At 64.2% G+C, this 25062-nt stretch carries 24 protein-coding genes and 4 tRNA genes; 12 read left to right on the top strand and 16 right to left on the bottom strand.

Translation table 11 applies throughout. The annotated features are described in order from the left end of the window. The first annotated feature begins 746 nt into the window (after positions 1 to 746). On the top strand, positions 747 to 1037 hold the full coding sequence (locus ACTXG5_RS22845) for a hypothetical protein (RefSeq protein WP_445160950.1): 291 nt from the start codon (positions 747 to 749) through the stop codon (positions 1035 to 1037). 18 nt (positions 1038 to 1055) lie between these two features. Beyond that, on the top strand, positions 1056 to 1328 hold the full coding sequence (locus tag ACTXG5_RS22840; protein ID WP_445160949.1) for a hypothetical protein: 273 nt from the start codon (positions 1056 to 1058) through the stop codon (positions 1326 to 1328). Between the two features lie 507 nt (positions 1329 to 1835). On the opposite strand, the gene ACTXG5_RS22835 is transcribed toward ACTXG5_RS22840, so the two are convergent. Both ACTXG5_RS22835 and ACTXG5_RS22830 read right to left on the bottom strand, forming a co-directional pair. Next, positions 1836 to 2249: a helix-turn-helix domain-containing protein gene (locus ACTXG5_RS22835; protein WP_445160948.1), complete on the bottom strand. Its 414-nt coding sequence runs from the start codon at positions 2247 to 2249 to the stop codon at positions 1836 to 1838. 187 nt (positions 2250 to 2436) lie between these two features. Then, on the bottom strand, positions 2437 to 2730 hold the full coding sequence (locus ACTXG5_RS22830) for a hypothetical protein (RefSeq protein ID WP_445160947.1): 294 nt from the start codon (positions 2728 to 2730) through the stop codon (positions 2437 to 2439). Positions 2731 to 2821: 91 nt separating this feature from the next. On the opposite strand from ACTXG5_RS22830, the gene ACTXG5_RS22825 reads away from it, so the two are divergent. Continuing rightward, a complete protein-coding gene (locus tag ACTXG5_RS22825; protein WP_445160946.1) occupies positions 2822 to 3391 on the top strand; it encodes a hypothetical protein in 570 nt (189 codons plus the stop codon). A 588-nt stretch (positions 3392 to 3979) separates the two neighbouring features. On the opposite strand, the gene ACTXG5_RS22820 is transcribed toward ACTXG5_RS22825, so the two are convergent. The 3 genes from ACTXG5_RS22820 to ACTXG5_RS22810 all read right to left on the bottom strand — a co-directional run bounded on the left by ACTXG5_RS22820 (position 3980) and on the right by ACTXG5_RS22810 (position 4242). Then, a tRNA-Val gene (locus ACTXG5_RS22820) sits at positions 3980 to 4054 on the bottom strand. A 12-nt stretch (positions 4055 to 4066) separates the two neighbouring features. Next, positions 4067 to 4140 (bottom strand) — tRNA-Cys (locus tag ACTXG5_RS22815). Positions 4141 to 4169: 29 nt separating this feature from the next. Next, positions 4170 to 4242, bottom strand: a tRNA-Gly gene (locus tag ACTXG5_RS22810). A gap of 182 nt (positions 4243 to 4424) precedes the next feature. Here ACTXG5_RS22810 and ACTXG5_RS22805 point away from each other — a divergent pair. Further along, positions 4425 to 4496: transfer RNA gene (locus ACTXG5_RS22805), tRNA-Val, on the top strand. Between the two features lie 67 nt (positions 4497 to 4563). Here the strand turns inward: ACTXG5_RS22805 and ACTXG5_RS22800 are convergent. The 6 genes from ACTXG5_RS22800 to ACTXG5_RS22775 form a co-directional block, all read right to left on the bottom strand. After that, positions 4564 to 5694: an alanine/ornithine racemase family PLP-dependent enzyme gene (locus ACTXG5_RS22800; protein ID WP_445160945.1), complete on the bottom strand. Its 1131-nt coding sequence runs from the start codon at positions 5692 to 5694 to the stop codon at positions 4564 to 4566. Further along, a complete protein-coding gene (locus ACTXG5_RS22795; protein ID WP_445160944.1) occupies positions 5691 to 6866 on the bottom strand; it encodes a DUF1611 domain-containing protein in 1176 nt (391 codons plus the stop codon). The genes ACTXG5_RS22800 and ACTXG5_RS22795 overlap by 4 nt, the downstream gene beginning before the upstream one ends. 147 nt (positions 6867 to 7013) lie before the next feature. After that, positions 7014 to 9878 (bottom strand): MMPL/RND family transporter, encoded by a 2865-nt coding sequence (locus ACTXG5_RS22790; protein WP_445160943.1) that lies wholly within the window; start codon positions 9876 to 9878, stop codon positions 7014 to 7016. Further along, positions 9875 to 10312 carry an MmpS family transport accessory protein gene (locus ACTXG5_RS22785; RefSeq protein ID WP_445160942.1) on the bottom strand — a complete coding sequence of 146 codons (438 nt, stop codon included), beginning with the start codon at positions 10310 to 10312 and terminating at the stop codon, positions 9875 to 9877. Before ACTXG5_RS22785 ends, ACTXG5_RS22790 begins: the two co-directional genes overlap by 4 nt. Beyond that, on the bottom strand, positions 10305 to 11216 hold the full coding sequence (locus tag ACTXG5_RS22780; RefSeq protein WP_445160941.1) for a class I SAM-dependent methyltransferase: 912 nt from the start codon (positions 11214 to 11216) through the stop codon (positions 10305 to 10307). Before ACTXG5_RS22780 ends, ACTXG5_RS22785 begins: the two co-directional genes overlap by 8 nt. Continuing rightward, entirely contained in the window at positions 11217 to 12632 is a 1416-nt protein-coding gene (locus ACTXG5_RS22775; RefSeq protein ID WP_445160940.1) for an FAD-dependent oxidoreductase, read from the bottom strand. Positions 12633 to 12946: 314 nt separating this feature from the next. Between ACTXG5_RS22775 and ACTXG5_RS22770 the strand changes: the two genes are divergently transcribed. The 4 genes from ACTXG5_RS22770 to ACTXG5_RS22755 all read left to right on the top strand — a co-directional run bounded on the left by ACTXG5_RS22770 (position 12947) and on the right by ACTXG5_RS22755 (position 16084). After that, positions 12947 to 13867 (top strand): helix-turn-helix domain-containing protein, encoded by a 921-nt coding sequence (locus ACTXG5_RS22770; RefSeq protein ID WP_445160939.1) that lies wholly within the window; start codon positions 12947 to 12949, stop codon positions 13865 to 13867. A gap of 118 nt (positions 13868 to 13985) precedes the next feature. Further along, positions 13986 to 14825 (top strand): MBL fold metallo-hydrolase, encoded by an 840-nt coding sequence (locus ACTXG5_RS22765; RefSeq protein ID WP_445160938.1) that lies wholly within the window; start codon positions 13986 to 13988, stop codon positions 14823 to 14825. Between the two features lie 52 nt (positions 14826 to 14877). Further along, complete coding sequence (locus ACTXG5_RS22760; RefSeq protein WP_445160937.1) at positions 14878 to 15171, top strand: hypothetical protein; 294 nt, start codon at positions 14878 to 14880, stop codon at positions 15169 to 15171. A 73-nt stretch (positions 15172 to 15244) separates the two neighbouring features. Continuing rightward, positions 15245 to 16084 (top strand): enoyl-CoA hydratase/isomerase family protein, encoded by an 840-nt coding sequence (locus ACTXG5_RS22755; protein ID WP_445160936.1) that lies wholly within the window; start codon positions 15245 to 15247, stop codon positions 16082 to 16084. Positions 16085 to 16097: 13 nt separating this feature from the next. On the opposite strand, the gene ACTXG5_RS22750 is transcribed toward ACTXG5_RS22755, so the two are convergent. From ACTXG5_RS22750 to ACTXG5_RS22740, 3 genes are read right to left on the bottom strand one after another with little or no spacing between them, the layout of a single operon-like run. Next, complete coding sequence (locus tag ACTXG5_RS22750; protein WP_445160935.1) at positions 16098 to 16898, bottom strand: MBL fold metallo-hydrolase; 801 nt, start codon at positions 16896 to 16898, stop codon at positions 16098 to 16100. A 49-nt stretch (positions 16899 to 16947) separates the two neighbouring features. Beyond that, the gene (locus ACTXG5_RS22745; RefSeq protein WP_445160934.1) at positions 16948 to 17349 is read right to left on the bottom strand and encodes a RidA family protein; all 402 of its coding nucleotides are present in this window, start codon (positions 17347 to 17349) and stop codon (positions 16948 to 16950) included. 33 nt (positions 17350 to 17382) lie between these two features. After that, on the bottom strand, positions 17383 to 18951 hold the full coding sequence (locus ACTXG5_RS22740; protein WP_445160933.1) for a long-chain-fatty-acid--CoA ligase: 1569 nt from the start codon (positions 18949 to 18951) through the stop codon (positions 17383 to 17385). A 157-nt stretch (positions 18952 to 19108) separates the two neighbouring features. Between ACTXG5_RS22740 and ACTXG5_RS22735 the strand changes: the two genes are divergently transcribed. Further along, positions 19109 to 20293 (top strand): acyl-CoA dehydrogenase family protein, encoded by a 1185-nt coding sequence (locus tag ACTXG5_RS22735; RefSeq protein ID WP_445160932.1) that lies wholly within the window; start codon positions 19109 to 19111, stop codon positions 20291 to 20293. Between the two features lie 9 nt (positions 20294 to 20302). On the opposite strand, the gene ACTXG5_RS22730 is transcribed toward ACTXG5_RS22735, so the two are convergent. Next, entirely contained in the window at positions 20303 to 21232 is a 930-nt protein-coding gene (locus ACTXG5_RS22730) for a LysR family transcriptional regulator (protein WP_445160931.1), read from the bottom strand. Between the two features lie 101 nt (positions 21233 to 21333). On the opposite strand from ACTXG5_RS22730, the gene ACTXG5_RS22725 reads away from it, so the two are divergent. The 3 genes from ACTXG5_RS22725 (at position 21334) to ACTXG5_RS22715 (ending at position 23927) form a co-directional block, all read left to right on the top strand. After that, positions 21334 to 22122 carry an SDR family NAD(P)-dependent oxidoreductase gene (locus ACTXG5_RS22725; RefSeq protein WP_445160930.1) on the top strand — a complete coding sequence of 263 codons (789 nt, stop codon included), beginning with the start codon at positions 21334 to 21336 and terminating at the stop codon, positions 22120 to 22122. Positions 22123 to 22140: 18 nt separating this feature from the next. Beyond that, complete coding sequence (locus ACTXG5_RS22720; protein WP_445160929.1) at positions 22141 to 23082, top strand: catalase family peroxidase; 942 nt, start codon at positions 22141 to 22143, stop codon at positions 23080 to 23082. A 62-nt stretch (positions 23083 to 23144) separates the two neighbouring features. Then, complete coding sequence (locus ACTXG5_RS22715; protein ID WP_445160928.1) at positions 23145 to 23927, top strand: sulfite exporter TauE/SafE family protein; 783 nt, start codon at positions 23145 to 23147, stop codon at positions 23925 to 23927. An 18-nt stretch (positions 23928 to 23945) separates the two neighbouring features. On the opposite strand, the gene ACTXG5_RS22710 is transcribed toward ACTXG5_RS22715, so the two are convergent. After that, positions 23946 to 25040 (bottom strand): glutamate--cysteine ligase 2, encoded by a 1095-nt coding sequence (locus ACTXG5_RS22710; protein ID WP_445160927.1) that lies wholly within the window; start codon positions 25038 to 25040, stop codon positions 23946 to 23948. Positions 25041 to 25062: the final 22 nt, after the last annotated feature.

The following is a 25062-nucleotide window of genomic DNA, read 5'->3' as shown; positions in this document are numbered from 1 at the left end:
TCTGCAGGTCGTGCCGTCACGGTCGGCGTGTGACAGCGGATCAGCAAACTGTGACAGCGGATGATGGGGGCATGGAGGAACAGATTCTTGCGCTGCGGAGTGAGGGGTTATCGATCCGGGAGATTGCCCGTGAGCTGGGCGTTAACCGGGGAAAGGTGCACCGGGTGGTGTCGGCGTCACCTGTCACGGCCGCCCCGGCTGGTGGATCGGTCGTGGTCGGCGGGGGTGACGATCCGGTCCTGGCGCTGCTGACGCCGGCCGATTTGACGTGGCTGGGTGTGACGGCGGCGGAGGTGGCGGCCGGCCGGTTGGGTGCGTTGAGGCGTTACCGGTGTTTGGCGTTGCCGTCGGCTGCTGGCGCGGCTGCTCGCAGCCTGTTCGATCACGGTCGGGGCAGTGAGCGGTTTAGTGCGTGGTGTCATGCGGATCCTGACGAGGAGGTGCCGGTGCCGGGTGAGGGGTTGGCACCGCATGTGAGGGACCGCCGGATTATGGAGTTGCGCCGGGAGGGGTGGACGCTGCGGGATATCGGGGAAGCCGTGCAGATGTCCGAGAGCGGGGTCAGTCAGGCGTTGACACGGATCGAAACGGAAGGCCCCCGAGACGAGGACTGGGGAGTCCATGGCTTCCGGGTTAGCTCCCCGTACCCGTTATCATCAGGGCCCGCACAGGTTGGACGACGGCGAGGATGCTCGGAGTGCCTTCGCGCCGCTCCAAGCCATGCCCCGTCATGACAGACTTGGCAAGTGACAAGCCCGCCGCCGGGTCCGATCGCGATCTACGACGTCAAGATTTCGGACGCGATCAACGCGAAGATCAACGCGAAGCAGCCGGGCCTCACTCGCTTCGAGGTGTGGGAGGTTTGCTATAGCCGTGATCACAATGCGCGCTGGAACTACGACCCCAACAATGGAGGTTGGAGATTAATAGTGAAGGGGCGCACCGTGGATAACAGATTGTTACGTGCCATTCTGCACCCGGTCGACGTTGAACAGGGAAAATGGGCGCTGAAGACAGCCATTGCCGAGGATCGCTGACGAGGGGAAGATGCAGGGATGACACCCGACGACAACTACGACGACGAGGCAGAGTTCGAGTTCGACGAGACTGAGACCACCGCAGAAGAGTTTGACGCGATGTGGGAAAGCAGCGTGCCTGTCCAGACTGTGGTGCCTACCGCCCCCAACAACTTCGTCGTCATGTTCGCGACCGGGACACCACCCGACGTGATTGAAAGGCCAAGCACGAGCGGTTCGTTTGATGAGCTTGAGGCACCTGATACGAGCCATCAGACATTCGAACCGCGTCAACCCGTGCTCCTAGGGTGAGGACTGTCGTCTTCCTTGCTGATGCGGGCCAAGTCGACGCATCGGGCAAGATCAGCGCCCTAGGGTTGGGCTGGCGTTCCTGTCCGTCACCGATGCCGGCATTCACCATCCTCATCGTTTTCGATGTCGACTGGGATCAGACCAACACACCGCACGATTTGACGGTCGAATTGCTAACCCAAGACGGTGAACCGGCAACCGCCACTGGCCCGTTCGGCCCGCAGCCCATCCGGTTTAACGCCAGAGCCGAAGTTGGTCGCGTCGCTGGGACTATTCGTGGCTCATCGGTGCGGGTTCCGCTGGCAATAACGATCGGGGCTGGCCTCCAACTTGACCCAGGGCTATACGAATGGCGTGTGACCGTCCAAGGATTCCCGGACGCGACCGCGACCGAAACCCTCGCTGTCGCTATTCAACCGCCGGGCACGCCCGGAACACCGCAGGTAGTTCCGCCCAGCGCCTAGCATCACCGCAACCCGGTAGCCACCCGTCGTGCGGGAGCTTGGGTCAGAGGCCCAGCTTGCGGATGATTCGGTGTGCGGTGCCTCGTGAGCATCCCAGTACCTCGGAGATGGCCCGGACCGATTGCCCGGCTTCGCGGAGCTGGCGTACCTGTTGTTCGGTCCGGTCGTTGTTGAAGCGGTCCCATGTGGGTCGGGTGCGGCCGTCCGCGCCGGTGTTGCGTGAGGCGTTTTCGAGTTGGGTGGCTTGGCGGATGAGTTCGGCGGCTTGTGCGCGGAGGTTGGCTGCCTTGTCCATAGCGTCCACCTCGGGTTGGACGGGGTGGCTGTCGAGGTCGACCGGCTGGGGTTCGCGCTTGGGGGAGACACCGACGACGACGTGTCCGCCGCCGATGCGTTTGGTGGTGGGGTTGAGCTGTATTTGCCGCTTGCCCTTGTCCATAGTGTCCAACTTTATCATATTGGACACTATGGACATTAGCGTGGGATTCGGCCCTGTTCGCAGTTCAGGTTGCGGCAGTACGCATACGAGTCGGTCCGGGCCGACCGTGGAATTTGGGAGCTGGGTGTGGTGATGGTCTGGACGTATTTGGCGTAGCCGCACGTGTCGCACGGTTCGTCGGTCCTTACCCATTCGCTCGCGGCCATCAGGCGTGTTTGCGGCGCATGACGTTGCCTGTTGCCGTGACGCCCCCGCCGGTCTGTTCGACGCCGATGAACTGGTCGGGGAAGAGGCGGAAGGTCCATCCGGTCTCGGTGTCGTGGTCGAGTTTCCACCAGTTGGCGGTGGGTCCGCCGTCGATTCGGTCGACGGTGACCCATTGGTCGGTTTCAACGTCGTAGAGGTAGTCGCCGGGTGTGATCTCGGTGGGGTTGACGTATTCGCGGTCTTGTTCGGGCACGTCGTTGTGGTGGGCGAGGGGCTTGGACTGGGGGGACATGGAGCGCAGTATTCCACCGCCGGGTTCGGCTGAGTGATGAGTTAGTCAAAGTGGCGTAGCAGTCCCGGCGGTAGTGGCATTCTTCCGAGTTATGAGCGATCACGTCATCGGCCTTGTTGGCCTTGGTGTCGCTGGCATCAGTGCGGTCGTGGGGGTGGTGGCAGTCATCTACGCGCACGTCGCGGTCAAGAGGGCCAGCGATGCGAAGGAATTTGCCAAGACCGCCAATGAGATAGCGGGCCGGGGTGAGGCCCGCGAGATCGAGAAGCACGATGTCCATTGGGATGGTGAATGGGATCCAGGGCAGCCCGGCAGGTATCTGCTGCGTAAGCGGGGCGATGATGAGGCCCGCAATGTTCGGGCGAGGGTCAGCTACGGGGATGACGAACAGACTGTCGTGGAAGCCAGCATGACCGGGGACGGGGAGACGCTGGTGTTTGTGTTCGAAGAGGCGCTGACGGACTACCAAGAGGAATACGAGTACCGGGAGGAAAGGCTTGCCGTTGCGGCGGCGTCTCCGTTCCCAGAAGTTACCGGTGGTTGGGTTCCGCCGCGCATGCATCGCGTTCATGAGCGGGTCGAATGGGAAACGCCGCTTGGCATGCCGAAGCTCCATGAGGACAGCCCCCTGCTTACGTTCTCGCTGTATTTCGACCGGTAGCCGAGTCAGCCGCAGCTGCCGCCGAGGATGGTTTGGGTGACTCGTTGTTGGGCGCGCCAGTAGTTCCAGCGTGCGTCGTTGCGGCCGAGGTCGCCGGGGATGTCGGATTGCGGGATGCCTAAATCGAATGCGCCGCAAATCTGCTGTGTCGTGGTGTCGTCCCCGTCGTCGGGGTCGGCGTGGGCTGGTGCTGCGAGCGTGAGGCAGGCGGCGGTGAGGGCGACTGCGGCGAGTGTCTTACGCGTCGGTGCTCACCTTTAGGGCGGGCTGGGTCTCCCACTGCCATACGGGGATGTTCTCGCCGCCGCTGGTGTCGTCGCATGTGCCTCGCGCGGCGATGGTGTCGGGGGCCGACGGTGGACCAGCCGGCGGTGTTGGGGGTGAAGGCCAACGTGTTCGGTGATGGTGGCCAGTGTTGTCAGGGCGGCGGCGTGGGTGGGTTAGGTGCCGGATGGGTCGCCGTCGATGAGCAGATTGAACATAGAGGTATCTCCCGTGTGGTTGCTGGACGCATTTTTCAGGGAGTCCACGGGGAGTCTACGATTTTCAGCTGAGGCTTGAAAAACCACCTCTGACGTGCAATAACGCTGGTGCGCGATACTGGGATTGAACCAGTGACCTCTTCCGTGTCAGGGAAGCGCTCTCCCGCTGAGCTAATCGCGCTGGGAAAAAATTTGGAGGTGGAGACGGGAATCGAACCCGTGTGCACGGCTTTGCAGGCCGTTGCCTCACCACTCGGCCACTCCACCGTGGGGATTTGATGCCACTTGCACCTTCGAGCGGATGACGGGATTCGAACCCGCGACCCCAACCTTGGCAAGGTTGTGCGCTACCAACTGCGCTACATCCGCGCGCAACGGACGAGATCGTCGCCCGGTGCGAAGGACGACGATAGTCCAATCAAGCGGGCCCACACAAATCTCTTGGCACGGACCGTGTCCAGGTTATCGCGCTGGTGCAGCGAGGCGCATATGGCACGTATTCTCGGCGCCCCGCACGTGCTAATCTTCACCCTCGTTCGCCTCTCGGCGCCGGTCCCGTGGCTCAGTGGGAGAGCGTCCGCTTCACACGCGGAAGGTCGCTGGTTCGATCCCAGCCGGGACCACAAGCATCAGTGCAGGGCACAAGGCTGCTCCGCACGGTTCATCTCGCGATCCTCGCCGTCAGGGCACTCAAGATGCGGACGGTAGGTCGCCACCCGCCCGGATCGGTGTTGGCACCCGGGTCGCCTCGGGTGCGACGGAACGGCCAAGGTGCTCGATCTTGGTGACGAAGGGTGAGGTCATCGCTCGCACGAGTGCGCCGTAGCCGACACCGAAGTCGATCTCGTCGCCGACCGCGACAGGGTGATCGCCGAGGTCGACCACCAGGTGGTCGCTGCTCATCCCGAGGATCGTGATGCCCTCGGGTGGCTGCAGACCGTCCGGGTCCACGTCCTGGCGACCGAGGGCCAGGATTGCTTGGTGCACGGTCCTGCTGCCGGTGCGGACCGGCGCCTCGCCGAAGGCCGCCTGAGCACGGTCTCCCCAGGGTTGAGCCGGTTTCATGGCGACCTCGATGACCTCGGCGGTCAAGGTGAACGCGTCCGTGTGCAGGCCGGGGATCGGTGTCCGGTACAGCGGATCGACACCGAGAAGGATGGCTTCGCCGAGTCGGAGATCGTTGATCCGGCCGACGTCGTGGGTGTGCAGAGCCCAGCTCAGGTTCGCCGAGTTGCCGCCGGAGACGACGTCCAGCGAGATCCCGTGCAGTGCCTCGATGTCGTCCGCGAGCGCGGTGAGGATGCCCATGTTCCGGTCGTCGGGAATGACACCGTTCTGACAAGCCAGGTTGGCGCCGAGCCCGACGAGCCGCAGCGAGGAGTGACCGAGAACGGCCCGCACGGCCTCGGGGACGTCGTCGAGCGCGATGCCCTCGCGTAGGTCTCCCAGCTCGACCATGAGCACGACGGCGTGTACGCGATTCTGTTGGGACGCGGCCTGATTGAGCGCCGCCAGCACGACGGCCTCGGTGTTCAGACTGACGTCGGCGACCTCAACGACCTGTGCCACGTGGCTGAGCATGGGTGAGCGGATCAACGTGCGTAATGATCGGTCGAGCCCGGCCAGCCGAGCGAGGTTCGGCACCCGGGAATCCCCGAGGCCGCAGGCACCGCCGCGCAGCATCGCCGCGCCGCATCCCGGCGAGCCCAACACGGCCTTGGTGATCCCGGTGACGCGGATGCCCGCTAAGGCAAGCCGGTCCACCAGGATTCGCGTGTTCTGCTCAACCTTGTCGAGATCGGTCTCGATCCGAAGCGTCACACCGGGGTGGTCGTTTCGGCCACCACCGCGAGCGCGGGGAAGGCCGTCAGCACCATGTCGACCAGGTCCGACGCGGGGCGCGTCAGAGGGTCGGTGACCGGGAGGCCGAGCTGCGAATGATGTTCGGAGATCGCGTCGCTCAGCTCGTCCTCGGTCATTTCCTCGTGGTTGATCGTGACCCCGATGACGCGGGTGTCGACGAACGCCTCGATCAGTGCGATCTCGCTGGCCGCGGTCGGCATCGCCACCATCGGAAAGTCGCCGAGCATCTTGCGCTTCGGCGCGTGCTGCACGATCACGCCGGCGGGGCGGCTGCCACGCAGGATGTGAGCCGACGTGATGTACGCGGGGTGGCTGAGCGCGCCCTGGCCCTCGACCACGATCACGTCAGGGTCCTCACCCTCGAACGCGGCGACGACCTGATGCTCGACCTCGCCCGAGCAGAACTGGGGGACCAGCGCATCCAGCGCGACACCGTACTTCCCGCCCTGGATCAAGGTGGTCTGACCGGTGCCGACCATGACCGCCTTGATGCCGCGCGCATTCAGCGCCTGGACCAACAAGGTGGCGGTGGTGCGCTTCCCGATCGCCCCGTCCGTACCCAGGACCGCGATCCTGGGGCATGTGACGTCGAAGATCCGGCCGGAGAACAGGTGCAGGTCGCGTTTGGCCTTCGGTCGGCGTACATCGGTGATGGTGACGCCGGCGATCACGGCTGCCGCCGCGAACTCGGCGTCGTCGTTGAGGAACTCGTGCAGGCCGTTGATGATGTGCATCCCGCGGGCGATGCCGTCGAGCAGCACGACCCGCTGCTTGTCCGACAGCAGGCCGTCGGCAGGTGCCAACCCACAGATCAGATAGTCAGGTATGTGGCCTGCGTGCGAGATGGACTCGGCGAGCGACGCCAGCACCGGGATGCCGTTCGCGGTGCCGTCGAGGTATTTGCCGGCATCGACTCCGGCCCGGAGGCTGTCGATGACACTGAGGATCTCGTACTTCTCCGAGTGCCGGACCAGGCCGTTGGCCGTCTTACCGTCCTGCTCGCCGAACTGGCCCTCGCAGTAGACGATCGCGGTGGAACCTGCAGGCAGCTCGAAGGGAGCCGCCGGAGCGATCGACTCGCTCTGTTCGGGCGCGCGAAAATAGGGGGTGCCGCTGACAAGGGAAGACATAAAATCCTCTGAGAAGTCTCAGAGGAGGCGACGTGAACGGTCTGCCCTGAGGGCCGGCAAGATTACCGACTTGTTAACAATACCTGATCGGTGCCGATTGTCCTGCTTCGGCGGAACCCGAGCCAGGTGGTACGTCCCCGTCCGACGTCACGGAACTTCCGCATAGTGCACCGGCGCGACATGTCGTTGCTTGGTCGTCCGGGCCGGCCGCGAAGGTATCAGCCGGGGCCACCAGAAGAACGGCCCGAGCAGGCGGGCAATGGCGGGTGTGATGAATGAACGCACGATGAGCGTATCCAGCAGAAGACCCAGCCCGATGATGAAACCGATCTGGCCGACTGAGAGCAGGTCACTGGACAGCATCGCCATCATGGTGACGGCGAACACCAAACCGGCGGTGGTGACCACCTTGCCCGAATGAGCGACCGCTCTGATCAGACCGGTGTTCAAACCGGCTTTGCTTTCTTCGAGATAACGGACGATGAGCAAGAGGTTGTAGTCCGACCCGACCGCCACCAAGACGATGAAGCTGAGCGGCAGGTCCAGCCAGCTGAGCGGAATGCCGAGTAAGTGCTGCCAGATCAGCACCGACAGACCGAAAGCACCGGAATAGGAAAGCGCCACGGTCCCGATGATGACGAGTGCCGCGATCACGCCCCTGGTGATGAGCAACATCACCAGGAAAATCAACGCGAATGCTGCTGTCGCCGCGATGATCAGATCCGTTTTTGTCGCGTCCTGAATGTCCCAGTACGTCGCCGCAGCGCCCCCGAGATAGACCCGCGATCCGGCGAGCGTGGTGCCTTTCAGCGCCTCCTTGGCGGCGGGCAGATACGTCTGGTCGTGCTCGATGCCTTCGGGGGTGAGTGCTTCACCGTCGTGATAGATCAGGTACCGGGCCGATTTGCCGTCCGGGGACACGAAATATTTCAGGTCGATCTGAAAGGAGGGGTTGCTGAACGTATCTGGCGGTAGGTAGAAGAACTCATCGTTCTTGGAACTGTCGAAGGCATAGCCCAGATCCATCATCTGGCGACTCAGCTCATCCAACTCGGTCAACTGAGGTGCGATGGTGCTGTGCTCGGTCAAGATGACCTGGTGCAACTGGTCGAGTTGATCAGCGTTGTCGCCGATCAGCTGGACCAGTTGCGGGGTCACCGCGTCCTGGATCAACGCGGCCTGCAGATTCTTGTCCATTTGCTCATCCAGCTGGTCGATCTTGTCGGTCGCGTCGAACAGCGAGCGTAGCGACCAGCAGATCGGAATGTCGAAACAGTGCTTATCCCAATAGAAATAGCTGCGCAGCGGGCGCCAGAAGTCGTCGAAGTCGGCGATGTTGTCGCGTAACGCATCGGTGACGTCTTTCATACCCTGGGCGGCTTCGGCGGCGAGATGCGTCGCTCCGGCCTGTTGTGACGTCAACTCCTGTTGGTGACGTAAGAGGCCGGTCATGCGGTCGGTGATCGTGGCCATGTCCGTGAGCCGGTTGTTCAGGTCGGTGAGAAACGGCAGCAGTTCTTTGATCTTCGTTCCCATCGTGCCGATGGTGTAGGTGAACGACGAATGCTCGAGCGGAGTGCCCAACGGTCGGGTGACGCTCTGGACCATTCCCACGCCCGGTGTGTGGAAGACATTGCGCGCCACCCGGTCCAGTGCAATCATGTCCGTGCTGTTGCGCATGTCGTGGTCGGATTCCACCAGGAGCATGTCGCTGTTCAGCCTGCTGACGGGAAAGTGCCTGTCGCTCGCCGCATACCCCTGCTTCGACGGGATGTCATCGGCGATGTATATCCGGTCGTCGTAGTTGGGACGGTAGGTGGGGAGCGTGATCGCTCCGATTAGCACCACCACGCAACTGGCCAGCAAGAGCCGCCCCGGCCACCGCACAACCAGTGTTCCCACCTTCCGCCAAATTCCCACCCCGGCGGGACGTTTCGGATCGAAAATCCCCACGCGACTACCCAGCGCCAGCATGGCCGGACCGAAGGTCAGAGCAACCGCGACCGCGGTGAGCAAGCCCACGGCACAGGGAACGCCGCAGGTGCTGAAGTAATTGAGCCGGGTGAATTTCAGGCAGAACGTCGCGCCGGCCACCGCGACTCCGGATCCGAGAATGACGTGTGACACGCCGCTGACGGCGGAATAGTAAGCGGTTTCCCGGTCTTCGCCGGCGTGGCGTGCTTCGTGGTAGCGGCCGATCAAAAAGATCGCATAATCGGTACCCGCGCCGAGGATCAGGGACACCAGAAGGTTCGACGAGTACACCGATGTCCCGATGAACTTGTGAAAGACGAGGAAGGAGACGATGCCTCGCCCGCAGCTCAATTCCATCATCACCATGAACAGGATGAGCAACGCGGTGGTCATCGAGCGATAGACGATCAGCAGCATCGTCGTGATGAGGACGATGGTCACGAACATGATCTTGAACATGCTCTTGTTGCCCGCCTCGACCATGTCCGCCGACAGGGGCGCCGAACCCGAGACGTAAACCTTCAGTCCCTGCGGGGTCTGGTTGTGCGAGATCAGATCTCGCACCGCGTCGATGGATTCGTTTGACTGCGTCGAACCTTGATTGCCGGCGACTCGCACCAGTGTGTAAGACGCCTTACCGTCATTGCTCTGCACCCCCGCAGCAGTCGTTCCTTCGCCCCATAGGTTCATGACGTATTGAACGTGCTTGTCGTGCTGCAGTTTTGCGACCAACTCGTCGTAAAACGCGTGGTCTTGTTCATTCAGCTTCTGGGTGCCCTCGAGGACAACCATCACCAAGCTGTTGCTGTCGGATTCCTTGAATACTTCTCCGACGTGTATGAGGGCTTTCGCCGATGGGGCGTCCAGCGGGACCAGGGGGCGTTGGTTGGCTTTGGTCACCGGCTCGAGCTGCGGGACGATCACATTGATCACGACCACGAGTCCGATCCACCCGAGCACGACCAACAGCGAAAACTTGCGGATCGTCCTGGCGAAGAACGGCCGTTGCGTCTTTTGGGTGCTGATGGTGTCGGTCATGCGGAGAGCACCTGACACCACACGCCCGCGTGCTCGCCCGTGGCGGTGTGTTCCGACCGCACCTGGCCGTCAACAGTGATCCGGCAGCCGACATTTCCGCCCGCCACTTGCGCGGTGATATCGGCTGTGGCGGTGGTCAGTACGGTCGTTTCGGTGTGTGTCCACGGCAACGCGGTCAGGTCGACTTCGACCGGCTTGGAATTGACGTCCCAATAGCTGACTCGTCCCCATCCGTCGAAATCGCCGAAGATCTCGTAATTTATCCGCTTCGGATTGAACTGGGCGATGGCGAACTTGTTGCCGGGGCTTTGAGTGCGGTCTTGCGAGCCGAAGATGCCGCGAGCGGCATTGATGGTGAGGACCGCCACGACGACCACGATGAACACCAGTGTGGGCAGCCAGAGCCGGCTAAGCAGCTTGCTTTTGCTAGCCATCAGGATCATTTCGACTGGCGATCAGATATTTGATCGCTCCCGCTCCATTCGGGCCGGTGTCCATGTCGCCGGCCTTCACCCGGGCGGCGCTGAGGAGGTCGGTCAAACTGCGGGAGGTGATGCTCCATCCCCTGGCCTGCAGATGCTTTTCGGCGTCATTGTTTTCGTGCGAAAAGGTCAGGCCACCGAAGTCTACGTCGAGGCCGTGCTGCCGCCAGCTCGGTGTGACAGCCTGGAGCAGGGAGCCGAGGGACTTGGAGCGAGGTGGCAAGTGGTCGGCGATGAGCCGGCTGCCCGGTGCACTAAGTGCGGTGATCTGGTCCAGCATGAGATTCTGCGCGTCGGCGGGAAGATAGCCGATCATCAGTCCCTCCAGCATCCACGCTGTGGGCGCGGTGGCATCAAAACCCGTTTGTCGCAATGCTGTTGGCCAGTCATGGCGCAAATCGGTATTCACTGAGCGCAGTTCCGTGGCGGGCAGCGCGCCAAGACCGGACAGTGTCGAATCCTTGAACGCAATCACCGCCGGTTGATCGATCTCGTAAACGACGTTGCCGGTGGGCCATTTCAGCCGGTAGGCGCGCGAGTCCAGCCCGGATGCCACGATCACCGCCTGCCGGATGCCCGCGGATGACGCCTCAGGGAAGAAGTCGTCGAAGAACCGGGTGCGGACAGCGAAAAAGTCAACGAACCAACCACTCCCGATATCGGAGAACTCGAGGTCTCCGCTCGCCAGCCGGGTGAACATCCCGACACCGGCAGCGCGCACCAACGGTTCGGCGAACGGATCATTGATGATCGGATTCGGCTGTCTGCTGGCCGCTGCCCTGACTGAAGCGACCATGGTGGCCGTCACACCCACACTCGTGGCTACATCCCAGGTGTCATTCTCGCTGCGCTTCATTTAGGTCCTCCTGTCGTGTGCGCTAACGGTGTCTGCATGAAATTGCTTACTGGAAAGCTCATTTGGAGACCTCTTCGACGAAGGATCGCTTCTGAATACCCGCAACATCGTCGAAGGCCGGAACAAGCTCGAGACTGGGTCGATCAGGTGCATCACTCGCAGGAATTGCTGGATCAGGACTGGATCATTTTCGGCGGCGCTCAGCACCCGCTCCAGATACGCGTTGCCGATTCGTACGGACATCGTTCGCTTTCCGGCGATCTGCGGTAACGCCAAGTCCGCACTCAGCGCGGCCCGCCACGGCTCGCGAATCTTTGTGGCGCAGCGGCGGAAGAACCGCCGCGGCAGGTTCCGGTCTCCCTGCCGCAGGCAGTCCCGAAGAATGAGTGCTTCGATGGCGGCGACTGACATCCCGTGCCCGTAAAGAGGATTCAGGCTGCACAGTGCATCCCCCATGACGATCAGGCCGCCGGGCACGCGCTTCAATTTGTCGTAACGCCGCCACCGGTTTGACGGAAACCGATACTGGGTGACATCTGCGAGCGGCTCGGCGCGTCGTAGCGCAGCCAGCACATGCGGGGGGGCCATGTCGGCAACGCAATCCAGCAGTGCGGCATGGTCAGTGGGCACTTTGTGCCCCGCGAGTGTTTGCATCGCGACCATGTAGGTGTCGTTCTCACCGGCGAATAGCGCGAATGCTTGGGGTCGGGTGGGCGCTGGGCCGACCAGGGTGACGACTTCGTGCACCGTGCCCGCCGGCATCCGGACGGGCAGGCCGGCGTAGGTGACGTGCACCTTCAGTTCATCTACTCGCGGACGGCCGTAGCCGAGCTGGTCGAGAAAGACCGGTGTCCGTGAGCCACGCCCGGTGGCATCGACAACAAGATCGGCAGCGACAATGCTCTGGGCACCAGATTCGCGGTGCGCCATCACAATACCGGTCACGCGGTCCTTCTGCGGGGTAGACGTCAAGCGCACCGCGTCGTAGCCCTGCAGCAACTCGACGTTGGGAATGGCAAGCACCCTGCGGCGCAGACTCCACTCGAGAAACGTCCGGTGCGCGTAGTACACAACTACGGTCTCGGGATCGGGAATCGAGCCAAAGTTCTGGAATACGTGGCCACTGAACGACATTGATACTCGAGACAGGTCACCGTCGTTCCAGACGCGCGCGCCACCGGCGAGCAGCTCCTCGGGCAGACCGGGAAACAGCTCGCTCATGATCCGCATTCCACCCACTGCCGCCATGTGGGGGAGAGCTCCTTGCGGCACTCCGCGCCGGGTCACCGGTTGCTCGGGCAACACGTCACGTTCGACCACCTTGACGGTGCCGTAGAAGTCAGCCAGGACGCGGGCCGCCAGCAGCCCGGCAATGCTTGCTCCGAGAACTACTGCCGTTTGGCCAGATTCGGCCATATTCCTGCTCCCCTCGATAGATAAAGCTGGTCGACACGCGGCCGACGTCCTGTGTATGGCAGTCAGGACACCGCCACGTGTCTGAAAGACCGGCGGTGTGCGTGAAACGCGGATCGAACGCAGCAGCGCCGTATTGCTGCCGGTCGGTGGGGTGTAGTTGCACGGGAGCGAAGGGTGATGTCCACCACATGAAATGAGACGGTGGCGCTAATTGTGGGAATGACGTCTCAATGTCAGGGGTGAGCGAGTCATCCCCAACGCATGCTTGATCCACGCCGTTATGGCGTCGGCCGACGCACTCTCGGGAGGTGGTGATGAGCTCGCGGGGAGTTTTGACGGCTGACGACGTCGCTGCTCCACTGGGTTTCGCACCAGAACGGCGCATCACCGCGTCGGGCGGAAGCCTTTCGGCGGCCATCTGGCGGTTCCAGAACAAGTCGCTGTACGAGCTGACGAACTGTGCAAATCAGGACACCGACATCGTCGGAATGGCGATCGCTGGACGCCACCAGCACACCTACTTCGGTGACGGGCGCCTGAAATGGACCCGTGCCCTGCCCGCTTTTCATATGAATCTCGTTGTTGCCGAGGAGCAGCCGAGAGGGATCTTCACTTCAGAACAGCCGTTCACCTACTTGCACGTGTATGTGCCGCACGTCATGGTTGAACGGATCGCCGTGGAGAGCGGCGCGATCGGGGCTCACACGGTGACTCTGATTGATCCGATGGGCTCACCGGACCCCTTCGCGGAATCCATCTGCCGACAGATCATTCGCGAGATGACTCGCGGCGATGGCAGTTCGCGCATGATGACCGACGTCCTTGGCCAACAACTGGTCATCCACCTCGTCCGGCGGCATTCCAGCGTATCCGGGTCAAAAGCCTTCGCCGGCAGAAGCGGCCCCGGCTATCGCGATTGGCGCCTGCGGAGCGCGATCGATTACCTGGAAGCTCATCTGGCGGACGATATCGGTCTCGACGATGTGGCCGCGGTGGTGGGTTTGTCCACGACGCACCTCGCGGATCTGTTTCGTCACGGCACGGGGCAGCCGCCGCATCGCTGGTTGATGAACCGTCGCTTGGCACGAGCATGCGAATTGCTGGCCAACCCGTCGCTCAGCGTCACCGAAATCGCGCACCGATGCGGGTTCGCCAGTTCTCAGCACCTGGCCGCCGTGACGCGTCGGCGGCTGGCCACGACGCCGACCGCCTACCGTCGACAAATACTCAGTTGACGGCTGATTGCATGGAAGACGCCGGCCCTGTAGTAGTTCAGCCCTAGCAACTCCGGGCGATCTGTCCCAGACTGAAGTTGCGACATCCCAAGCCACACCGGGCGATGGAGAGGACAGGATGACTTCCTTAGAGCTAACCAGCACGGGGACAGCAGATTTCAGCGAGGGCGAGGTCTACTTCATCGGCAACGCCACTACACTGATCCGGTTCGGCGGGCTGACGGTGCTGACCGATCCCGCCTTCCTGCACAAGGGCGAGCACGTCTTTCTGGGGCATGGCATCTGGGCCCGCCGCGAGGTCGAGCCGGCATGCCAGATCGCCGACCTGCCCCCGATCGATCTGATCGTGTTGTCGCACTACCACGGCGATCATTTCGACGACGTCGCCGCGCGGGAGCTCGACAAGAACCTGCCCATCGTCTCGACGGCCGACGCGGTGGGAAAGCTCGGCGCCCTCGGCTTCGAGCGGGGCCATCCGCTGGACACCTGGGAATCGCTGCAGGTACACAAGGGTGACGCGACGCTGACGATCACCGCGATGCCGGGCAAGCACTCCGCCGAGGAGGCGGTCAACGAGCTGCTCATGCCGGTCAACGGCCACTTGCTCGACTTCAGCCGCAACGGCGAGCAGCTTTACCGCCTGTACATCACCGGGGACACGATGCTGGTCGACAGCCTCGAGGACATCCCGCGCCGCTACCCCGACATCGACCTCGGTCTGATTCACACCGGCGGCACGACCTTCCTGGTCACGGTGGTCACGATGACGGGCGAGCAAGGGGTCAGGGCCGTCGAGATCACCAAACCGCGCACCGCGATCCCGATCCACTACAACGACTTCTCGGTGTTTCTGTCGGGCCTGGACGACTTCCAGAAGGCCGCCGAGGCCTCGTCGGCCAACACGAAATTCGTCTACCTCTCCCACGGCGAGACCTACACGTTCACGCCCAACGCCTGAGGACAACAATGGGGGAGCACGAGAGCGAGACCAAACCCTTAGGGAGTGCACGATGAGCGTTAACCAGGAAGGGATCGGCACGCTGAAACTCGAATGCCCGCAAAGCCATCCCGTCGGCAGAATTCTCAAGGAAGCCCCACATCAGCAGGTCGTCTATGACCCTGGCGCTCAGATCGGCCCGCGTCGATTCTGGCCGGATGAAGAGGATCAGCCCCAGTTCACCGCGCGCTGCTGGCAATGCGACAAATCGGTCAGCGAGGCCACGACCGCGCTGCAGGACAAGCATCGCGACCTGATCATGCACTCATCGGAGACCTTCGAGACCGCCACGCTGCCCTTTGTGTAGCGGAGGCTCAGGGAAAACGGCCCTCGCACATACTGTAAGAGTTTCAGTAGCGAGCCGACCCGGAAGGAGTCCCGTGGCGCAGATCCCACCGGCACCGCAGAGCACGCCCCGACCCCCGGAGGGCGATTGGCTGGGCACGCCCTATTTGTCGTTCGAGCGTCAGGGACCGATCGCGGTGTGCACGATCGACCGCCCCGAGGCGCGCAACGCCATGACACCCGCGATGTACTTCGGAATCCGTTATGCGGTGGGCCTCGTCAACGGAGATCCCGGCCTGGCCGGGCTGTTGATCACCGGAACCGGAGATGTCTTCGCGCCCGGCGGTGACATGACCGGCGGGGGAGGCGTCGACGACTGGATCACCTTCGGCGCCGCGCTGGGGATGGACGTCACACCGTTCGACGCCGTGCGGACCTCGGCCAAGCCGATCGTCTCCGCCGTCAACGGGCTGTGCCAGGGCGGCGGCCTGCAGATCGCGCTGTGCAGCGACGTGTCCGTGGTGAGCGAGCACGCGACCTTCCGTGTTCCCGAGCTGTTCCGCGGCTACGCCGATACCTATTACAGCCAGATGCTCGTCCGTCTCATCGGACCGGTACGCACCCGCGACCTGATGTTCACCGGCCGGGTGCTGTCCGCCCAGGAAGCTCTCGACTGGGGCCTGGTGACCAGGCTGGTGCCGCACGAAAGTCTGCTCGAGGTGGCCCGCGACCTGCTTACGCAGAGCTGTCGAACCGCACCACGCGCCCGTAACGTCATCAAATCCAGCATCGACAACTACCTCGGCCTCTACGACCGCATCGGCATGACCAGCAGCCTGACGGACGCGGAGGCGCGCGAAGGGGTCCGCGCGTTCAAAGAGCGGCGCTCGCCCGACTGGGTGCATCCGGAGTTGCGGACACCCGGACGCCTGTGATGCGGTTGCCCGCCTAGCTCAGGTCGATCCACTCGCCGGGTGCGGCGGTGCGCAGCACCCGCTTGATACCCGCCTGGTCGAATGCCGCGGCGAATTCACTGGGGCCCTCGCTGAAGTGTGCCCAGCCGTCGACGTGGGCCGGTATCACCACCTTGGCGCCCAGGACTTCGGCGGCCGCGGCCGCGCGCGCCGAGGTCAGCGTCAGCGGACGCCCACGCTCTTTGGTCGGCACGCTCGCGGCCCCCGCGAACAGCACCGCGACGTCGATTTCGCCGATACGATCGGCCACCTCGCCGACCGCGCTCATCGAGGCGTTGTCGCCGCTGAGATAGATGGTCGGCAGGCCGGGTCCGTACAACACGAATCCCGTTACCTCGCAGTTGACGTGGCCCTCCATGTCGCGCATCCCGTCGGCCGGACCGTGCACGGCCGGAACCGCTTGTGCCGCAATGCGTCCGGGTCCGCCCGGCAGGTAGTAGGATTGCCAGGGCTGCAACCCCACCGCTGGGGGGCCGAAGCGGCCTGCCGCGCCGGGGTGGCTGACGATCAGCGGTGCGGCCTGCGCTAGCTGACGGCCGGCATCGTCGAGGTTGTCGGGATGTTGGTCGTGGCTGATCAGCACCACGTCGACCTGCCCCAGGTCGTTGGCGCTCACCGCGGGACCGGTGAGCTTCGTCAGGTAGTCATGGGGGCCGGGCGGATCGAAAGTCGGGTCCATCACGATCCTGCGGCCCGCGATATCGATCACTGTGGTGGGGCCACCCAGCACAGCGATCGAACCGTCTCGTCGCTGCGCGTCGACTACGTCGCCCATGTCGCCCCTGATTGCATTCGCGGAGAATCGATATCGGGTCGAAAGCAGGCTATAACATCGCCGGCCTGCGGATCGCGGTGACTTCGATTTCCACCCGGATATCCGGCCAGACCAGCGCCGGGACCACCGCGAGCATGAACACGGGTTGATGTCTGATCACCGACGACCGCACCGCGGCATAGGCGGGAATGTCGGCCGCGTCGATCAGCCACTGCCGCACGCTGACGATGTCGGCCAATACCGTTCCAGCCCGGCTCAGCGCCTCCTCGACGTTGCGCCACGCCTGGATGGCTTCCTCGGTGAAGTCGGTGGGCAGGGTCCCATCGGCACGCAGACCGGGCGTGCCCGAGGTGTAGATGACCTCGGCGCCGGCAGGTATGCGCACCGCGTCGGCGTACTTGCCGATATGGGCGGCGACGCCGGTGCTGATGGATTCGAACGGCCTGCTCATATCGCCCTTTCGTCGGGGTTCGTTAAGCCGGTCTCACACCCTGCGGGCGCGATCCTTCCAATATGGTTCACGGAGCTGGTTTTTCAGGATCTTGCCGCTCGCATTGCGGGGCAGCGTGTCCACGAAATCGACCGTTCGCGGGCATTTGTAACCGGCCAGATGCTCGCGGCAGAACTCGATGACCTCGGCAGGTTCCATTGCGGTGCCGGCAACCACGATCGCCTTGACCGATTCGCCCCACTTCTCGTCGGGCACACCGATGATCGCGGCGTCGGCGATGCCGGGATGGTCGAGGAGCACGCTCTCCACCTCGGGGCCGTACACGTTCTCGCCGCCGGTGATGATCATGTCCTTGAGCCGGTCCTCGATGAAAAGGTAGCCGTCGGCGTCGAGGCGCCCGATGTCACCGGTGCGCAGCCAATCGTCGCCGGTGATGGTGTCGGCGGTCGCCTCCGGGCGATTCAGATAGCCGATCATCCGCTGATTGCTGCGCACCCAGACCTCGCCGGGCTCGCCGCTGGGCAGCTTGTCACCCGACTCGGGATCGACAATCCGGATTTCGTTGCCCTGCGCGGCTTTTCCGGCTGACATCAGCAGTTCGGGCCGGCTGGAATCGCGATGGTCCTCGGCGTCCAGCGCGGCGATCGCGCCACACAGCTCTGTCTGCCCATACACCTGCACGAAGTTCATCTCGGGCCAGGCCGCAAGCGCGCGCTGCAGCAACGGCACCGGCATCGGAGCCGCCCCGTACACCAGGTAGCGCAGACCCGAGAGCGCGCCGGTTGCCGCCTCCCCGGCATCCAGAAACCGGGCGATCACCGGCGGTACCAAAAAGGCATGCGTGGCACCGGCTTTCACGGCGCCGATCAGCGTCGCGGTCTCGGGCTCGCGAGTCAAAAACGTGGGAACGCCCGCCCGGATGCCGAAGAACGCGTACGCGATACCGCCGACGTGGAAGAGCGGCATCGCGACCAAGTTCGCGTCCCCTGAAGAGAACGGAAACGGCGGAGACAGGTTCACGATGTGATTGACCAGCGCACGCTGGGTCAGCAGAACACCTTTCGGACGTCCCGTGGTGCCCGAGCTGTAGATCGTCAGGGCAGTATCGGTGTCGGCGACGTCGGGGTCGACGGCCACCGGTGACGCGGCGGCGAGCAAGGGTTCATATTCGTCGTCGGCGCCACCCACGACGATGACGCGCTCCACGCCCGGAACTTTCGCGCGGATCGCCTCGACCGCGGGCTGCAGCTCGGCGCCGACGAAAAGCACGCGTGCGCCGCTGTCGTTGAGCACGTGGACGAGCTCGTCTCCGATCACCCGCCAGTTGACGATCGTGGCCACCACGCCTATCGAGGTGGCCGCCAGCAGGGTTTCCAGACAGCCGGGATGGTTTTTGTCCAGGAATGCCACAACCTGGCCACGCTGCAGGCCGGTGGCCCGCAGCGCTCCGGCCGCCTGACGAATCCGCAACGCCCACTGCGCCCACGACCAGTGCCGCTCACCGAAGTGGATCGCGATGTCGTCGGGCCGGTGCTGGGCGTGCTCCTCGACCATTCCGACGAGCGTCTCCATTGTGCCGGTGCTGAGGTCGGCTGGTGGCATTACTCCTCCGCTCCTCGAACTCCGGGGAAGTTCCCGGGTTCAGTCAAGCCAAGGCTAGCCACCGTGTCCACATCCTGTCGCAGAGAGCTGACGCCTCCATGGTGGAAGCAACCCGGTCGTAGCGAAACCCACAGTGCACGGCGAATGATCAGCTGTGATGAGTCGTAGTGTCCTGGCATCCGACCTCTCGACACACGATGAAGTTGTCGCCCAAGCCCACGCCTTGCAACCGCTTTTGCGCCGGCACGCCGCAGCAGGCGAATCACTTCGCCGGCTACCCGACCCGGTCAATGCGGCTCTCACCGAGGCCGGCCTGTTTCGGCTGCAGACGCCCAAGCGGTTCGGCGGGTACGCCGTTGGCGTCAGCACCGTGCTGGAGGTGAGCGAAGCGCTGGCAGAGGCCGACGCATCCGCCTCCTGGCTGGTCGTGATCGGGGTGACGGGAAGCTGGCTGGGCGCCCGGTACGCACCGCAGGCCCAAGAGGAGATGTTCGGCGCGAACCCCGACACACGGTTCGCCGGGGCGACCAACCCCGGGACGGCTCGGCGGGTGCCAGGAGGGCTGAGCGTCTCCGGGCGTTGGCCCTACGCATCGGGCGCCTATCACGCCGACTGGGCGTTGGTGGGCGCGATCCTGCCCGACGAACCGGAAGAGGCGATGCTGTGCGCTGTGCCGGCAGCTGAGCTGACCCTGGAAAACACTTGGCGCACTGTCGGTATGCGGGGAACCGGCAGTGACACCTGGATCGGGGACGATGTCTTCGTCCCCGACGAACGGGCGGTTTCCCTCGGCGCGATCGCCGAGGGAGACTGGCCGCAGATGATCGACGAGCCGTTGTACCGGCTGCCGTCGGCGCCGGCGTTGATGGTGCCGGCGCTGGGTCCGCTGCTCGGCGTTGGCCGCGCGGCGCTGCGCTTCGTGGTGGACAGCGCGCAGACCAAGCCGCTGGCCGGTACCACGATTTCGCGGCAGCGCGAATCCGTTGGGCTGCAAATACGTATCGCTGAGGCGGCGACGCGAATCAGCACCGCGCGGCTGCATGCCTACGACATGGCGGGCACCCTCGATGCCTCCACCGCCGAAGGGCGAACCGTCGGCTACGCTGCCCGTGCGGAATTCCGCGCCCGGCTTGGTTATGCGGCCCAACAGGTCGTCGACGCGCTGTCGATCCTGGTCGATGCGCACGGAGCCGGCAGCTTTGCGGAATCGAACCTGCTGCAACAATATTGGCGCGACGCTAACACCATGGCACGCCACGCGGGCATGCAGGCGACCGTTGGCTATGAGGTCTACGGGAAGTCGATGCTGGGCATACCGGAGCGCATGAGCGCCACGGTGTGAACCGCGTAATCACGCACTTGCCAGCGTGATTCGCGATCGGTAGGGGTCGGTGAAGGGCAGCCAAGCCTCGTCAAGATCAGGTAGTTCGGCGCCGAGCGTCAGCGCGTCGATTACCCCGCGCACGGTTTCGCGGTTTTCGGTGCGGCGCCACACCAGCGACCACGTCCAGAACGGTGCGGGTGTGGCAACTGGGCGCTGCACCAGGTCCGCTGGAATTGCCGCGGTTTGGGCCCTGGGCGAGGCGAGCACCGGCCGGCCCAGCCGGCGAACGTGTTCGAAAAACATCGGGGCGGCCAGACCGCCGTCGCTGATCCGCACCGTGCGAGCGCCGGTCTCCCTGGCGAATTGCTCTCCGTACCGGTTCCAGGAAAACCAGCTGCCGGAGTCGGCGTCGAGCAGCACGATCGTGTCGGCCGCATCAACCGCGGAGGTGTCCGAGCCGACGCTGACCGCATAGAGCTGTTCGGCGCCAATGAGCTGCGCGTTCAGCCCATGCCTGTCCAGGTCGGAGGACCGCGCCCCGCAGATCGCCAAATCGATTCCACCCTCGGCGACCCGGGTGACCTGGGCGTGAGACGGCAGCACCCACGTGTCGATGTGTATTTTTGCCACGGCCGCGGTCCGTTCGGACAAGTCGGGGGGAAGCCACTGCGCATAGCCGACCCGCACGGGTTCGGCCAGCGATAGCCCGATTGCCGACCGGCGCAACTGATCCGCCTGATCCAGCAGCGTGCGCGCCGAAGGAAGCAACGCCGCACCCGTTGCTGTCAGGGTGACAGAACGACGGTCGCGATCGAATAATCGCACCCGCAGATCCCGCTCGAGGACCTTGATCTGCTGGGAAAGCGACGGTCCGGCAATGCATAACCGCTTTGCGGCGCGACCGAAATTCAGCTCTTCGGCGACCGCTACGAAATAACGAAGGTGACGTAGCTCCACAGGCAAAATGGTAGTGCGACACTGGGAGTCATGGCCTAGCAGAATCGTTTTGACAACGTGTGTAACCATTGCTCAGCAAACCCTATGACGAAGGGACTCACATGGTCGACGTTGATCGTGCCCGTTCTCGCACGTTCGTCGTGACCGGCGCGGCGTCGGGTATCGGCCTTGCCACCGCGCGGCGCCTGCTGGCCGAAGGCGGAAGCGTCGTCGGCGCCGACCTGGCCTCCCCGCCCGACCTGGGTCCCAATTTCCATTTTGTGACGGCCGACGTGAGCGACGAAGACGCCGTCGCCGCCGTGTTCGCGGCGGTGGCCGGTCGCCTGGACGGTGTCTTCCACGCCGCCGGCGTCGCCGGGGGCGGCCCGGTCCATCTGCTCGACCGCGCGGAGTGGGATCGGGTGATTGGGATCAACCTCACCGGCACGTTCCTGGTGGCCAAGGCCGCCCTGGCCGCGATGATCGAGCAAGAAAGGGCCGGCGGCGAGCGCGGGTCGATCGTGACCGTCGCCAGCATCGAGGGCCTGGAAGGTACCGCGGGCGGCAGTTCCTACAACGCCGCCAAGGGCGGTGTCGTGCTGCTCACCAAGAACATTGCTCTCGATTACGGCCCCAGCGGCATCCGGGCGAACGCGATCTGCCCCGGCTTCATCGATACGCCGATGGCGCGAAATGTCTTCGACCTGCCGGGGATGGAAGCTCCGCTGGCGTCGATCACCGCGGCGCATGCCCTGCAACGGCTCGGCCGACCGGAGGAGGTCGCCGCGATGGCGGCCTTCCTGTTGTCGCTTGATGCCTCGTTCGTCAGCGGTCAGGCCATTGCCGTTGACGGTGGCTACACGGCGGGTCGCGATCACGGTGTGGTCAAACTCTTCGGTTTTCCTGATTGATGCCTTTAGGATTCGCCCATGGGCGGCCCTGTTTCTCCTGACGACGCGATCGATGCGATTCGAGGTACCGGGGGAGCGCAACCGGGCGCTCGGGCGTTGCACGCGAAAGGCACGCTGTACCGGGGCACGTTCACCGCCACCCGCGATGGGGCGGAACTCACCCGGGCCAAACATCTCGACGGCACAGACGTCCGGGCGCTGGTCCGCTTCTCCAACGGATCCGGGAACCCCGCGCAGCCCGACGGCTCGCCAGGAGTACGCGGGATGGCGGTGAAGTTCACCCTGCCCGATGGGTCCACCACCGATGTGTCGACGCAGACCGCCCGGCTGTTCGTCTCCAGCAGGCCGGAAGGCTTCGTCGATCTGCTCAGGGCGATGCGACCCGGGCCGACGACACCGCTGCGCATGGCCAAATACTTCGTCACGCATCCTCGACTGCTCGGTGCGTTGCCGGTGCTGCGCGACGCGAACAAGGTGCCGGCCAGCTACGCCACCATCGAATACCACGGCCTGCACGCTTTCCGCTGGACCAGCGCAGACGGCAACTCCAGATTCGTTCGCTACCACCTGATCCCAGCCGCGGGTGAGAGCTACCTCTCGGGACCGGATGCCCACGGTGTGAGCCCCGACTTCCTCACCGACGAGCTGAATACGCGGCTGGTACAAGGGCCGGTCCGGTTCGACTACCGCGTACAAATCGCCGGGCCACAGGATTCGACCATCGACCCGTCGGCGCCGTGGCGGAGCGCGGAGACGATCACCGTCGGCACCCTGGAAATCACCGGCCTCGACGCCGAGCGCGAGCACGGCGACGACATCGTCGTGTTCGACCCGATGCGGGTGACCGACGGCATCGAACCCTCCGACGACCCGGTGCTGCATTTCCGCAGCCTCGCGTATTCGGCCTCGGTCAAGCTACGCACCGGCGTAGACCGCGGCCCGCAAGCGCCTCTCGCCTGACGCAGAGCCGCTCAGCTGCGCGATTGTTGGCGCAAACTGACACCGTACTAAGGTCTTTGGAAGTGTCGCCTTCCCATATGGTTTGGATCACGCTGGCCGGGTTCGCCGCCGGCGCAATCAATGCACTCGTTGGATCTGGCACCCTGATCACGTTCCCGACCCTGGTAGCCCTGGGCTATCCGCCCGTCACGTCCACCATGTCCAACGCGGTCGGTTTGGTGGCGGGCAGCGTGTCGGGTAGCTGGGGTTATCGCGACGAGCTGAGTGGTCAGTGGGATCGATTGCGCTGGCAGATCCCGGCCTCGCTGGTCGGCGCCGCGCTGGGCGCGTTCCTGCTGTTGCATTTGCCCGAAACGGTGTTCGTGAAGGTTGTGCCGGCGTTGCTGGTGCTGGCGCTGCTGCTGGTGCTGCTCGGCCCGCGGATTCAGTCCTGGGCGCGCCGACGGGCCGAAAAGGCCGGGCGATCCCCAGAACACGTCACACCGGCCCGGATGGCGGTATTGGTGATCGGCACGTTCGGCATTGGCGTGTACGGCGGCTACTTCACCGCCGCACAGGGCATCCTGCTGGTCGGCGTCATGGGTGCGCTGCTGCCGGAGTCGGTGCAGCGCATGAACGCCGCGAAAAATTTGCTGGCGCTATTGGTGAATATTGTTGCCGCGGTTAGCTATACGTTGGTGGCATTCGATCGGATCAGTTGGCTGGTGGCCGGACTGATCGCGGCGGGCTCGCTGATCGGCGGATGGATAGGCGCGCGCTACGGACGCCGGCTGTCGCCGAATACGTTGCGCGCCACGATCATCGTGGTCGGCCTGATCGGGCTGTATCGCCTGGTCACGGTGTAGCGCGGAACTTCGAACAAGTCAGCCCCGCGTGGCGGCCGCGGCATCGGCGATGACGGCCCTCATGTCGCCGCGCTCCTGCCATACCTTGCGCTGCCGCATCGCCCCGTTGCCCTGCGCCGTGATGCGGTCGAGTTCTTCGGTGACGCGGTCGTATTCGCCGAGCGCATCCAGTGCCGGGCGCACCCGTTGCACCAGGGCATCCAAATGCTGACGCGCGGGCACCGCGCCGCGGTCGGGCAGCGAGTCGAGCAAGTGCCCCGACAGTCCGTCGTGGGCGGCCTTCCAGTACGCCGCCCGCAGTGCTGCCGGCGGCAGCCGCCCGCCGTCGTCGCCGCGTCCGTGTGCTTCGAGCGCCGTCATCACCGCGGCCCTGATCAGGGTGGCAAGCAGCACCGTTTCGTCGACGGTCGCCGGTACGTCGGCCACCCGCACCTCGACCGTCGGGAAATTCGCTGACGGGCGCACGTCCCAATAGATCATCTTCTGATCCAGAATCACCCCGCTTTCGACCAGCATGCGCACGGTGCGGTCGTACTGCTCCGGTGAGGCGAAGAACGGGGGCGCACCGGCTGCCGGCCAGCGCCTCCACAGGATGCTGCGCCAGCTCGCATAACCGGTGTCGGTATTGCGATACAGCGCCGAATTCGCTGACAACGCAAGCAAAGAGGGCAGCCACGGTCGCAGCCAGTTGCTGACCTTGATCGCGGCCGCCCGGCCGGGTACCTCGACATGCACATGGCAGCCGCAGATGCCTTGTTCGTGCGCGACCATCCCGAACTGCGCACCGATCCGCCGATAACGCTCGGTATCGGTGACCGGGAACTCGTGCGGCGTGACCGGCGGGAGCCCCAGCGCCAGCAGGTGAACCCCGCTGGCCTCGGCAGCTTGGGCCGCGGTCCGCCGCAGCAGTGCGAGTTCGGCACCGAGTTCGGCGCTGCTCGCGGCAACGCCGGAGGTGGTTTCGACTTGGCAGCTGCTCAGTTCCAGCTGCAGCGTGGTCCCACGGCGCTTGGCCTCCGCGGCCACCTCGCTATTGCAGGGGGCCGGTTCGCCAGTTTCGGGGTCGACAAGGAGAAACTCCTCCTCGACACCGAAGGTGGGTAGCTGATGCATCCAGCCCAATCAACCTTTCGAC

This window comes from Mycobacterium sp. Dal123C01, from assembly GCF_052566995.1.
Note: the sequence above shows the minus strand (reverse complement) of the source record. Positions and strands in the feature narration are given on the sequence as shown.